Source organism: Caballeronia sp. GAFFF1, from assembly GCF_023630705.1.
Lineage (GTDB): Bacteria > Pseudomonadota > Gammaproteobacteria > Burkholderiales > Burkholderiaceae > Caballeronia.
This window is the reverse complement of the sequence record NZ_JALQEM010000037.1, coordinates 25,428-37,951: the sequence shown is the minus strand read 5'-3', so window position 1 is coordinate 37,951 and position 12,524 is coordinate 25,428. Positions and strand designations below refer to the sequence as shown.

General features: G+C 59.7%; 14 protein-coding genes. 13 read left to right on the top strand and 1 reads right to left on the bottom strand.

Annotated elements, in window-relative coordinates; all coding sequences use genetic code 11:
* Positions 1-218 precede the first annotated feature (218 nt).
* From NCR37_RS22360 to NCR37_RS22320, 9 genes are all read left to right on the top strand, one after another.
* Positions 219-1,148, top strand: a complete 930-nt coding sequence (locus NCR37_RS22360) for a LysR family transcriptional regulator (protein WP_250475003.1) — start codon at positions 219-221, stop codon at positions 1,146-1,148.
* A gap of 126 nt (positions 1,149-1,274) precedes the next feature.
* Complete coding sequence (locus NCR37_RS22355) at positions 1,275-1,769, top strand: cupin domain-containing protein (RefSeq protein WP_250475002.1); 495 nt, start codon at positions 1,275-1,277, stop codon at positions 1,767-1,769.
* Positions 1,770-1,809: 40 nt separating this feature from the next.
* A complete protein-coding gene (locus NCR37_RS22350; protein WP_250475001.1) occupies positions 1,810-2,829 on the top strand; it encodes a hydroxyquinol 1,2-dioxygenase in 1,020 nt (339 codons plus the stop codon).
* A 32-nt stretch (positions 2,830-2,861) separates the two neighbouring features.
* Positions 2,862-4,328 carry an aldehyde dehydrogenase family protein gene (locus NCR37_RS22345; RefSeq protein ID WP_250475000.1) on the top strand — a complete coding sequence of 489 codons (1,467 nt, stop codon included), beginning with the start codon at positions 2,862-2,864 and terminating at the stop codon, positions 4,326-4,328.
* Positions 4,329-4,335: 7 nt separating this feature from the next.
* Complete coding sequence (locus NCR37_RS22340) at positions 4,336-5,403, top strand: maleylacetate reductase (RefSeq protein ID WP_250474999.1); 1,068 nt, start codon at positions 4,336-4,338, stop codon at positions 5,401-5,403.
* A gap of 26 nt (positions 5,404-5,429) precedes the next feature.
* A complete protein-coding gene (locus NCR37_RS22335) occupies positions 5,430-6,302 on the top strand; it encodes an intradiol ring-cleavage dioxygenase (RefSeq protein WP_250474998.1) in 873 nt (290 codons plus the stop codon).
* Positions 6,303-6,305: 3 nt separating this feature from the next.
* Positions 6,306-6,617 (top strand): YciI family protein, encoded by a 312-nt coding sequence (locus tag NCR37_RS22330; RefSeq protein ID WP_250474997.1) that lies wholly within the window; start codon positions 6,306-6,308, stop codon positions 6,615-6,617.
* A gap of 3 nt (positions 6,618-6,620) precedes the next feature.
* Positions 6,621-6,962, top strand: a complete 342-nt coding sequence (locus NCR37_RS22325) for a Rieske (2Fe-2S) protein (protein WP_250474996.1) — start codon at positions 6,621-6,623, stop codon at positions 6,960-6,962.
* A gap of 139 nt (positions 6,963-7,101) precedes the next feature.
* Positions 7,102-8,190, top strand: coding sequence for a porin (locus tag NCR37_RS22320; RefSeq protein ID WP_250474995.1), 1,089 nt, complete (start codon positions 7,102-7,104; stop codon positions 8,188-8,190).
* A 629-nt stretch (positions 8,191-8,819) separates the two neighbouring features.
* On the opposite strand, the gene NCR37_RS22315 is transcribed toward NCR37_RS22320, so the two are convergent.
* Positions 8,820-9,740: a LysR family transcriptional regulator gene (locus NCR37_RS22315; RefSeq protein WP_250474994.1), complete on the bottom strand. Its 921-nt coding sequence runs from the start codon at positions 9,738-9,740 to the stop codon at positions 8,820-8,822.
* A gap of 100 nt (positions 9,741-9,840) precedes the next feature.
* Between NCR37_RS22315 and NCR37_RS22310 the strand changes: the two genes are divergently transcribed.
* The 4 genes from NCR37_RS22310 (at position 9,841) to NCR37_RS22295 (ending at position 12,490) form a co-directional block, all read left to right on the top strand.
* A complete protein-coding gene (locus tag NCR37_RS22310; protein ID WP_250474993.1) occupies positions 9,841-10,401 on the top strand; it encodes a cytochrome b in 561 nt (186 codons plus the stop codon).
* 35 nt (positions 10,402-10,436) lie between these two features.
* Positions 10,437-11,000 carry a YceI family protein gene (locus NCR37_RS22305; RefSeq protein WP_250475187.1) on the top strand — a complete coding sequence of 188 codons (564 nt, stop codon included), beginning with the start codon at positions 10,437-10,439 and terminating at the stop codon, positions 10,998-11,000.
* Between the two features lie 86 nt (positions 11,001-11,086).
* Complete coding sequence (locus tag NCR37_RS22300) at positions 11,087-11,611, top strand: YceI family protein (RefSeq protein WP_250475186.1); 525 nt, start codon at positions 11,087-11,089, stop codon at positions 11,609-11,611.
* Between the two features lie 159 nt (positions 11,612-11,770).
* A complete protein-coding gene (locus NCR37_RS22295) occupies positions 11,771-12,490 on the top strand; it encodes a pirin family protein (RefSeq protein WP_250474992.1) in 720 nt (239 codons plus the stop codon).
* Positions 12,491-12,524: the final 34 nt, after the last annotated feature.

Here is a 12,524-nt window from a genome sequence, read left to right as displayed (position 1 = left end):
AGCGTGTCCATTCAGGGCGTGAATAAGCATGCTGTGAGCGACGATCGCTTGCGGCGTGGCGTCTAGCTTGCCCATTTCCCGGAGTTGAAGGGCCGAGGTGCTCGCGGGCGTACTTTCGACATTGACTCGAAGTAAGTGCCGTGTGACGTCTTCTCTCTTACGCAGTTGGCCGTCTCGTCCGTATAAACTGGCATTTTGCGAGGAGGGAAAGGCGCCGCATGGACCGCTTTCTAAGCATCGAGGCATTTGTAAGAGTGGCGGAGGCAAGCAGCTTCGTGGAAGCAGCCAGGCAGCTTGGTGTGACGAGTTCGGTAGTGACGAACCGCATCCAACAGCTTGAGAAGTTCGTCAATGCGCCCCTCTTCCACCGCAGCACGCGCCATGTACGGCTATCCGAGGTCGGCGAGGCTTTCTATCGGGAATGTGCGGAGGTCGTGGGCCGAGTCAATGAGCTCACTGACCAAATGCGCGAGCTCCGCGCCACGCCGACAGGGCGTTTGCGCATCCAGATGCTTCCAGGCTTCGCGCTTGGCCACTTCGGGGCGCCGCTTGCCGAGTTCAACCGGCGCTATCCCGGAATCCAGCTTGACGTCATCGTCAATGACCGCGTTGTCGACCCCGTCGAAGAAGGGTTCGATATCGCGTTCCAGATTTTTCCGCCGATTTCCGAGTCACTCATCGAGCGGCGGTTATTTACCGTCCGGCGTCTTTTTTGTGCGTCCCCCGTCTACCTAGATAGCCATTCCGCGTTGCAGCATCCGCGTGACTTACTGCAGCACACGACTGCACTCTATTCGGGATATCCCTCACGCAATCGCTGGACGATGAAGCATGGTTCCGAGGTCGTGGAGATGGAACTGCCGGGGATGATTCGTTCGAATTCCGTCCATCTGCTCCGGGATTACGCTCTGACCGGTGGTGGCGTCGTGTGTCTGCCGACCTTGGTCGCAAGCGAAGCGCTCGTGAAGGGCACTTTGGTGCCTATTCTCACGGACTATGAGCTGTCGCCGCTGACCTTTGCCGCTGTTTATCCCGCGACGCAGCGGCAGGCATTGAAGGTCAAGGCGCTTGTGGAATTCCTTGCCGAATACTTGGGTAGCGAGCCTTCGTGGGATGTGCCATTGCTTGAGCGTGGGTGGGTGCGGTAAGCAAGCAAACCGGACAGGCCATTATTCGAAAATCGCAAATGCCGTAGTCGCAATCCAGCAGGTTGTTGCTCTGAGCCATTGCCCCTAGAGTTGAACCTAACAAGGAGTTCAACACAGGAGACAGCAATGACCGATACAGCATTCCACACCGTCTTTGGCTCGCTCGATAACTACAAAAAAGGCGACATTGAGATCACGAGCGGAAGCGCTCATCACTACGCCTTCTCGAACGTCTTCGAGGTGGCGTCCAAATCGGCACCCTACGAAAAGGTCGTCGCCGGCAAAAATCTCGAATACGTCATCGAAGTGCTCCGGACCGAAGGCGTTTCGCCCTGGTTCGCATGTGCTCACGACGAATTCACTATCCAGATGGACGGTGAAGTTCAGATCGAATTCATCAAGCTCGACAGCGCCCCAAAGTTGGGACGAGGCACCGTAGGCGCAGGCGCTCAGCCTGCCGGCCGCAAGGTGGGCCACGTCGTCCTGCGCAAGGGGCACCAGGCGCTGTTGCCCGCAGGCTGCGCGTACCGTTTTGTCGCCAGCAAACCAGGCGTCGCGCTTGTGCAGACCATTCTCGGTGAGCTGTCCGTAGAGAAGTGGGCAGATATCTGTTTGCACTGAATGCCGACAGCCAACATTCGAAGATTCCAGGAGACAAGTTATGGCCACCCTCGACACCCTTGATCATTCCGCAGATTTCGCAGCCGACACGGTGCGTTTAACGGAGCCCGATGCCATTACTGGCTACCGCCGCTTTCAGCTCGGCGAATTCGAATTTCAGCGCGACGAATATTTCGTGAAGATCAGTTGGCCCGCAAAAGGTCAGACGCGCACGCACGCGGTGCCGGCAGACGCTTTCCTGCGCGCAATGATGCGCGACGTGGCATGGGGCTTCTTCTACGGCTGGGTTAACTTCGACCATGTTTTCGGCACGCGCAATCACTACGGCAAGGTAGATGTGTACGCAGGCAGCTTCAACGGCATCATGAAGGAAGCGGGCGTCGACTACACCGAGACATTCGAAACGCCGACCATCATGGCAACCTTCAAGGCCATTCTGCACGACTGGACGAACGAAGGCTTTGACCCGTTCGCAGCGCCGGACGAAACCGGAACGGCATTTGGCCGCAAACATGGTGAGAATGACGCCGCCATCGAACGTACGCGCATTGCGACGCGCCGTATGCCTGGTTTGGAGGGCGACTCACCACTGCGTGATCAGCTGCCAGTCAATCGCGCATTCCTCGATGTCGTGCAAGACGAGCCGGAAGTGCATGTCGAACCGGGCTTCGAAGGCGAGCTTCACGCTTTCAATCTCTTCAAATACCTCTCGCGTTCCGACGTGACGTGGAACCCGTCAGTGACGTCCGTTTGCGGCCTCAGCCTGTTCTGCCCAACGACCGAAGAGTTCATTCTGCCGGTTTTCCACGGCAACGATCGCGTCGAGTGGTTTCTGCAGCTCTCCGACGAAATCGTCTGGGATATCGGGGACAAGAACACCGGCGCGCCGCGTGCTCGAATCACCATGCGTGCCGGCGACATCTGCGCGATGCCGGCCGACATCCGCCATCAAGGCTATTCGACGAAACGCTCGATGCTGCTTGTCTGGGAAAACGCAACGCCGAATCTCCCACAGCGTTACGAGAGCGGCGAACTCGCTCCCTATCCCATCGAGTTCTAAGCAGTTACTCAGCAATAAATCGAGGAAGATTCATGCAAACCCAACTCTTCATTGACGGGCGCTTCGTTGACGCCATCGACCGCGGCACCATCGACGTGCTGAACCCGCACGACGGCTCTCTCATCACAAAAATCGCGGCGGCGACTGCGGCAGATGTCGACCTTGCGGTCGAGGCCGCAACCCGCGCGTTTCAGAAATGGTCGAGGATGCCGGCAGCTGAGCGCGGCCGGCTTCTGCTGCGCCTTGCCGACGCCATCGAGGCGAACGCCGAGGAATTAGCGCAGCTCGAATCCCTCGATACCGGCCACCCGATTCGCGATTCGCGCTCGCTCGACGTGCCGCGTACAGCCGCGTGTTTCCGCTACTTCGGTGGCATGGCAGATAAGCTGCAGGGCTCCGTAATTCCCGTAGAAACGGGTTTTCTGAACTACGTGCAGCGCGCACCCATAGGCGTAGTGGGGCAGATTGTTCCGTGGAACTTTCCGCTGATGTTCACCAGCTGGAAGATGGGGCCAGCTCTCGCTGCAGGCAACACGGTGGTGCTAAAGCCTTCAGAAATCACGCCCCTCTCGACGTTGCGCATTGTCGAGCTCATGGCGGAGGTCGGCTTCCCTGAAGGCGTCGTGAATATCGTTACGGGCTACGGCCACACCGCCGGTCAGCGGCTCGCCGAACATCCCGGTGTTGGGAAAATCTCATTCACGGGTTCGACGGCCACCGGCCGCCGAATTGTTGAAGCGTCGCAAGGCAACCTGAAGCGCGTGCAACTTGAACTCGGCGGCAAGGGCGCGAACATCGTATTCGACGATGCCAATCTCGACGCTGCCATCAACGGCGCCGCGTGGGCGATCTTTCACAATCAGGGGCAGGCCTGTATTGCCGGCTCGCGTCTTGTCCTGCATGAACGCATCGCCGACGAGTTCCTCGAGCGTTTCGTCTCACTGGCCTCGTCAATCCGTATCGGTAACCCGCTCGACGCAGAGACAGAAATGGGTCCGCTCACGTCGAAGCAGCATCTGGACCGGGTGCTGGCGTTCGTCGATGTGGCACGGGAACAGGGCGGAAGTGTCCTCACGGGCGGTAGCGCCCCACAGGATACCGCGCTGGCTAATGGTTATTACGTCCGTCCAACGGTTATCGAGACGAAGAGCGCGTCCGACCGTATCGCCCAGGAAGAGGTGTTCGGTCCGTTTGTGACGGTTCTGCGCTTCGGCAGTGATAAAGAAGCGCTGGCCATCGCGAACTCGACGGAATACGGTCTGGGCAGCGGCCTCTGGACCCGTGACCTTTCTCGGGCGCACAAAACCGCGTCGCTAATCGAGGCCGGCATGTGCTGGATTAACTGCTACAAGCGCGTCAACCCAGGAAGCCCGTTCGGCGGTGTAGGTAAGTCAGGTTACGGCCGCGAGATGGGCTTCGAAGCAATGCACGATTACACCGAAGCCCGGTCGGTGTGGGTCAACGTCGACGGTAACGTGCCGCCGCACTTCAAGCGCTGAGGTCTTTATGGAGCGCTTCGTCTATCAGGGAACCCCTTCGCGTGTTGTCTTCGAATGGGGCGCGCTCGCTAAGCTGCCCGACGAGTTGACGAAGCTCGGCGCGCGGCGCGCGCTTATCCTGTCAACGCCCGAGCAGCGCCATCTAGCTGAGCATGTGGCGGACGTACTTGGCGACCGCGCGGCGGGCGTCTGTGCCGAGGCGGTCATGCACGTTCCGGTCGAGGTTGCCCGCGCGGCACGCGAGACGGCCCGGGAACTGGAGGCTGATTGTTGCATCGCGATTGGTGGCGGATCCACCATCGGACTGGGGAAGGCGATAGCACTGGAGTCGTCCCTATCCATCCTCGCTGTGCCAACCACCTACGCAGGGTCCGAGATGACGCCAATCTATGGCCTCACAGAAGGCCGTTTGAAGCGCACTGGCCGCGATGCGAGGGTGTTGCCGCGCACCGTTCTCTATGACCCCTCGCTGACGTTGTCGCTCCCTCCCGGTATTTCCGCTGCCTCGGGAGTAAATGCACTGGCGCATGCGGTGGAGGCGCTCTATGCCGAGGACGCGAACCCCGTCATCAGCCTGATGGCCGAGGAGTCCATCCGCGCGCTTGGCGAAGCATTGCCGGTGATTGCGAGCACGCCGGACGACCGCGAAATGCGTAGCCGGGCGTTGTACGGCGCGTGGCTCGCGGGAACCTGCCTCGGCGCGGTCAGCATGGCGATTCATCACAAGCTGTGCCACACCTTGGGCGGCACTTTCAACCTGCCGCACGCACAGACGCATGCGGCCATGTTGCCGCATACGGCGAATTACAACCACGCTGCGGCGCCCGAGGCGTTGCGTCGTGTCGCGCGGGCGTTGGGCGGGAGCGATGCCGCGGAGGCCGGTCCGCTGCTGTTCAACTTAAACGAGACGCTAGGGATTTCTGCGGCACTCGCGGATATCGGTATGCCCCGGGAAGGCCTCGACGAGGCAGCCGATCTGGCCTGTGAGAACCCTTATGCGAATCCGCGGCCGATAGAGCGCGCGGCGATTCGTGCTCTGCTGCAGGACGCGTGGGAAGGACGGTCACCGCACTGAGCCGCCAAATAGAATGGGAGACAGACGTGACAAAAGGACACGACGATAGCGATGCGACCCTGACCGAGCAGGTCGTTGCCAGCTTCGCAAGGACGCCGGACGCGCGCTTGCGCACCTTGATGCAAAGCCTCGTGCGACACATTCATGCCTTTGTTCGCGAGACGGAGCCGACAGAGGCGGAATGGATGTCCGCCATCCGCTTCCTTACACAGACGGGGAAAATGTGCGATGACGTGGTGCGTCAGGAGTTCATCCTTTTGTCTGACACGCTAGGCGTCTCCATGCTCGTCGATGCAATAAACCATCGCGTAGCGACCGGCGCAACCGACACGACGGTGTTTGGTCCGTTCTACATCGAGGGCATGCCCGAGCGTGCGTATGGCGAGAACATGGCCTTCACGGATGGCTCGCCCGCTGTCGTCCATGGTCACGTTCGCAGCACGGATGGAATTCCGATTCCCAACGCGGTGCTCGACGTCTGGCAGACGGCCCAGAATGGCATGTACTCTGGCCAAGACACTGCCCAGCCGTTGGGCAACCTGCGTGGCCGGTACCGTACGGATGCCGAAGGGCGTTATGCAATCGTCACGATCTTGCCTGTCAGCTATCCAATTCCAACGGACGGTCCGGTCGGCAAGATGCTTGATGCGACAGGTCGGCATCCGTGGCGGCCCGCACACTTGCACTTCATGATTGACGCGCCCGGGCATCGAACGCTCGTAACTCATGTCTTCGATGAGAACGATCAATACCTTGGGTCCGACGCGGTTTTCGGTGTTAAGCCTTCACTGATGGTGCGCTACCGTGAGCGGCCGGCTGGCGATGAATGCGCTCGTCGTTTCAATATGAGCGGCCCGTATCGCGAGGCGCAGTACGATTTCGTTCTTGACCGGAGCTAATTAATGCGTCGCTATTTCGCAGTCTTCGCCACTGACAAGCCGGACATGCGTGAGGTCCGTGAGCGCGTACGACCGATACATCGGAAATATTTGCGCAGCGCGTCCCAGCACGGCGTTTTCGTACGCCTCGGAGGGCCTACCCTGGTTCCTCTTTGTGATGCGATGAACGGGACACTTCTTGTCGTTGAGGCAGACGACATAGACGCTGTCATGCGCTTTGTCGGAGAGGATCCGTATATGAAAGAGGGGTTGTTCTCGCGGGTAGAGGTTCGACCGTGGGAGTGGAGTCTCGGGAATCCTGAGCGACGGGTTTGAGCGATGAGCGCGAGTCAATTGTGTCGTCTCGACGATGTGCCAGACGGTGGTGCTCGGGTGATCGACGACAAGTCACCAGGGCGTCCCATCGTCGTTGTCCGGCGTGGCGAAAAGGTCTGGGCCTACGTAAATCGTTGCCCCCATTTTTCTGTATCCCTGGACTTTGTGCCCGGAGAGGTTTCCTGCTATCGGTCGCAGGTCCTAATGTGCGCTCACCATAGCGCGCTCTTCAGGTTCGACGATGGAAAGTGCATTGACGGCCCCTGCAAGGGTGCATCCCTGGATGCGGTTCCTGTCGAAATCGACCCGGACGCATGGGTCGTCTTCATTGGTGCTTGCGCATAGCCATCGGCTCTGAAGGGTCGCAGCACATGATGACCGCGGACACGGGTCCTGTCTAACACAGCACGCAAAGGCTTTTGAAAGTCGACATGTAGCTGATAAGTACTACAAACAGAACAGTATCGAATGACGGAGACAAAAAATGAAGGTAAGACTCGTAGCAAGCGCATTTCTCGTTCTCGCCCAAGGTGCGTGGGCCCAGAGTAGCGTGACAATGTTCGGCCTCATGGACGCGGGGATAACCTACGTAAGCAATGAGGGCGGAGGGAAAAACGTCAAGTACGACGATGGTATTTTCACCCCAAACCTGTTCGGTCTTCAGGGCGTTGAAAATCTCGGTGGTGGATACCGGGCGACGTTCTCGCTTGTGAATCAGTTCTCTATGGCGAACGGCAGCATTGTCGGGTCCGGCCTTTTTGCGCGGAACGCTTATGTTGGAATCCAAAGCGACCGCCTTGGAGGTTTCACACTCGGGAATCAGTACGATTTCATGGTGGACTCCCTATTTACAAAGGGAAACGCTATCTCGATGGACCTAACGGGTCTCTACGGCTTTCGCAACGGCCCATTTCAGCGTCTGGCGCTCCCAAACAATCCAACCGGCGCATTTGACTGGGACCGTACCGCGGGCAGCAAGCCCATCGCAAACTCGGTCAAGTACAGCTCACCGACCGTCGCTGGCTTGTCAGGCGGCGTGATGTACGCGTTCGGTGGCGTGGCAGGGTCTGTCGGCGCCGATAACGCAGTCAGCGCGGGGCTCAACTATGAGATGGGGCCGTTCGGCGCTGGCGCCGCGTACACCAGCCAAAAGTACGGCCCGTCCGCTGGCGTGCCCTCGACGAGCGTGCGCAACTGGGGCGCCGGCATGCACTACACGCTCGGCGCACTGACTGCGAAGGCACTTTTCACGACCGTTCACAATTCCTTCAACGGTGCTGGAGTGTGGATGGCAGAAGCGGGGGGAGTGTGGAGGCTTCAGCCCGACATTTTCGTTGGCGCAAAATACATGTACATGAAGGGCAACGAAGACGTGGGCAACAACCACGCGCACCAGGTCAGTGCAGCAATCCAGTATTTGCTGTCAAAACGGACGATGGTGTATGTTTCGGCGGACTACCAGCGCGCAAACAGCGGAGCAAACGCCCAAATCAACGGTTTGCTGGACCCTAACGGGGCTTCCAGTTCTTCCAATCAGACCGCGGCCCGGATTGGCTTACACACGATGTTCTGATTGCGCTGGACATAGCTCGTCCTCGAGCCTTCGACCGCAGTCCCGCGCCCATGAACAGTGGGTGCGGACATTTACACAGGCGGCGAACACTTTAACCGGGAGTCTTTGTCTCACCAGCTCGTCGTGCCGGCATCAAAGAAGTGACGACTGGCTAGACCTGCTTTGCGCATGCACCGCGCGAAGTGGCTCAGATTACGAATGAGTTTGACCTCGCAATATCTGAGTTGGCCGTCGATTGCCGGCCAGGCCACCCATGCCTCGACCGTCTGGTTCAAGACGGTCTCGGCGTATCGGTGACGCGACCGGTAAAGCGTCGACACGAAAGCCCGCATCGGGGATCTCGCTGATGGTCTGGACCGCTGTGTCCCCTTTCTTCCACGCACGCATCCGGCGCTCGATCTGCGCCTACTCGAGCAATTGGGACCTCCTTGTGGCTACGGACGCTGACGGACCCTACGACTTGAAAAGTATATTCGCCCTCTAGCCCCGATGCTGCTGGCGCCTATGCGCCGCTCCCTGCCCCCTCTATGCCCGCACGCGGAGTCGCGCGTGTCGGACCTCAGGTGGCGCTTTCTGCCGCCCTTGAAATGGCTCCATGGGGCGCTGATAACTCCGCACGAAGTCACTTGTCAGCGTCTTATCCTGGCCCGCAACGACTCCGGGGCCAGCGCCGCGAAACGCTCAGTCAGCCATTGCGTGGCCGGGCCCTGGGATGAGTCGACCCGGCGAACCAGCGAAAACGGGTAGATCAGGTGGGTGCGGTCCGCCAGCGCGAGACGCACCAGTGCCCCCGACCTGATGTCGTGTTCGACGATATGTTCGGGCATCGAGCCCCAGCCTAACCCGGCAAGCAGGAGTCGGTGCTTCGCGTCGAGGTCGCCGAGTCGCCAGGTATGCGCGGCGTAGACGCTGAAATCCCTTCCCTCGGTCACCCTGCTGCGATCCGAGAGCACCAGTTGCGTATGCTCACGCAACGCTGCAACGGGGATTTTGCCCTTGTGCTGCGCAAGTGGATGACATGGCGCGGCAACCGCCTCCAGATTCACCGAACCGGCTGCGGTCGCGTCGATCAGATCCGGCCAGCTTTCGATCGGGCCTGAAATGCCGAGCCCACTTTCTCCGTCCAGCACCAGCTTGAGTACGCCACCGAGCGCCTCCATCCGAAGGTTTAGCGCAGCCGTCGGAAACTGCGCGGCAAACGCCTGCAGTATCGACACCAGCACGGTCGACGGGTACATCACATCGACCGCCAGCGATACCTCACCCTCGAGCCCGCTCGTTAGGCCCTCCGCCCGCGCAGTAAGTTCGCGCATCAGGAGATCGACCCGGCGCGCATCGGTCAGTACCGCGCGGCCAGCCTCCGTCAACTCTGGCCGCCGGCGGGACCGCTCGAACAATGCCAGTCCTAGCTGCGCTTCGAGATTTGCGATTGTGTAGCTGACTACCGACTGTGCGCGATGCAATACCTCGGCGGCGCCAGAGAAACTGCCTCTCTCCACCACGGCGAGAAACACCCTCAACTGATCCAGCGTGGGCGATCTATCTGCCATTCCTATCTAATTTTTCGATATTAACGATCCATTCTACCTCATTGTTTGTATGAGAAGGCGAACGTATAGTTCGATGCTCTACCGAGGACGACGCCTGACGATGAATGACTATTTACCCTCGCAGCTTGCGCGCAAGTACACCGGAATTGCGATGGTGCTCCACTGGGTAACCGCCGCGCTCATCGTCTGGGGATTCGCGATTGGCTGGATCATGACCGACATTCCCGGCTTTACGCCAACGAAGCTGCATTACTTTTCGTGGCACAAATGGATCGGTGTCACGGTGATGGGTCTCGCGGTCGCGCGTGTGGTCTGGCGTGCGACGCACCAACCGCCAGCGCTGCCGGACGGCATGCACGGCTGGGAGAAAGTCGCCGCCCACGCGGGTCATGGCGTACTTTATTTCCTGATGCTCGCGATTCCCGCAAGCGGGTACCTATATAGCTCGGCGGCCGGCATTCAGGTGGTCTACCTCGGTGTGCTGCCGCTGCCCACGCTGATTGCTGCCGATCCTGCGGCGGCCACCGTGCTCAAACATATTCATATCTGGCTCGATTACGCGTTGCTGGCCGCCGTCGCCGGACATCTGCTGGCGGTGATCAAACACCAGTTGATCGACCGTCAACGTCTGCTGTCACGGATGCTGCCCTTTGGGCGCTAGAGCCTTTCACTCTTTTGGGGCTCACCATGTTCCCCATGCAACGGATTCGGGCGCTCGCGTTATCAATCATTGTCCCGCTGGCTACCGCTGCCTTCGCCGCATCTGCGCAGGCTGCCCTTGACGTTGAGAAAAGCACGCTGAGTGCAACGTTCAAACAGATGAACGTGCCGGTCAACGGCCAGTTCAGAAAGCTGACCGCGAACGTCCATTTCGATCCGGCCAACCTGGCGACCTCAAAAGCTCGGTTCGATGTAGATGTCGCAAGCTTCGACCTCGGGAGTGCCGAGTACGACTCGCAGGTGGCGGGCAAGGACTGGTTCGACGCGAAGGACTTTCCCCGCGCGAGCTTTGTGTCCACGGCGATCCAGCAGGGTGCCAACGGCAGCTACGCCGTCACTGGCACGCTGACGATCCGTGGCAGGAGCGCGACCGTCGTCGTGCCAATGCAGTACCGCAAGGACGGCGCCGCTCAGGTTTTTGACGGGGTGTTGCCGATCAAGCGTTTGCAATATGGCATCGGTCAGGGCGAATGGGCCGACACCTCGCTGGTGGCTGACGACGTTCAACTGAAGTTCCACATCGTTTACAACGGCCAATAAGCGGCCAATTACCATCCTCACGGAGTTTGATTTTGAACAAGCATCTGATCGCAGCGGGCTTTCTCGCACTGGCGGCTGGCACGTCCATGGCCGCGCCGACGACATATAACCTCGATCCGTCGCACACTTATCCGAGCTTCGAGACCGATCACTTTGGCGGTGTCTCGGTGTGGCGTGGCAAGTTCACGAAAAGCAGCGGCGTCGTGACGCTGGACCGCGCAGCCAAGACCGGCACTGTCAATGTGACAATCGACGCGTCGTCGATCGACACCGGTAACGGGCCGCTTGACAAGCATGTGAAGTCAGACGCGTTCCTTGACGTCAGCAAATACCCGACCGCGACGTTCAGGGGCACGTCGATCCGCTTCAACGGTGATACACCGGTCGCCGTCTCAGGTGACTTTACGCTCCACGGCGTAACGAAGCCGCTGACGCTCACGATCGACTCATTCAAGTGTTTCGTCAATCCGATGATTAAGCGTGAAGTGTGCGGTGCGGACGCCAGCGCGCAATTCGACCGTGCGGACTACGGCATGGACTGGGGCACCAGCTACGGGTTCAAAACGCTGACCCAACTGAACATCCAGGTCGAAGGCGTGAAAGCGGACTAAGCCGCCGAGAGCCTGATATCGGTTGCCGCAGGATCGCTGCGGCGGCCCCGTCGCGCAACGTCCGAAACGCGTCGTTTGCTGCAGCTGATGTTCCTAGCGTCGGCAGCCGCAGCGAGGATCGGTCCTTTGGGCCGCATCGGGCATTAATAGGAGAGACTCATGCTTGACATCCGACTCGCGAATCAGCGCGGCCGCGCCGACCACGGCTGGCTGCGCTCCTGTCATACGTTTTCTTTCGCGAATTACTATGATCCCGAGCAGATGGGCTTCTCTGATCTGCTGGTCATCAATGAGGACCGCGTCGCTCCGGGTCAGGGCTTCGGCATGCATCCCCATCGCGACATGGAGATCTTCTCCTACGTACTAGAAGGCGCGCTGGAGCACAAAGACTCAATGGGCACCGGCTCAGTCATCCGTCCTGGCGACGTGCAACTGATGAGTGCAGGAACTGGCGTCGCACATAGCGAGTACAACCACTCGCGCAGCAACCCCGTCCACTTCCTGCAGATCTGGATCAGCCCGGCGCTGCGAGGAACGATGCCCCGTTACCAGCAGCAGCACTTCGCCGCAGAAGAGAAGCGCGGCACGCTGCGTCTCATCCTGTCGCCCGATGCCGCGCAGGGATCCCTGTCGATACAGCAGGATGCTCGCGTGTACGCAGGATTGCTTGACGGCTCCGAATCTGCGCAGATCAGCCTGGCACCGGGCCGTTACGCATACGTGTATGTGGCTCGCGGCCGTGTGACGGTGAATGGTTCCCAGCTGTCCGAAGGAGACGGCGTCCGGGTACGAAACGAACAAGCCCTGTCGTTTGTCGACGGGCAGGACGCTGAGGTGCTGGTGTTTGACCTGCGTGCAGCCGAAGTATCTGCGCATTGATGGATGGAACTGCCGCTTCGTCAGGGTCGGACAA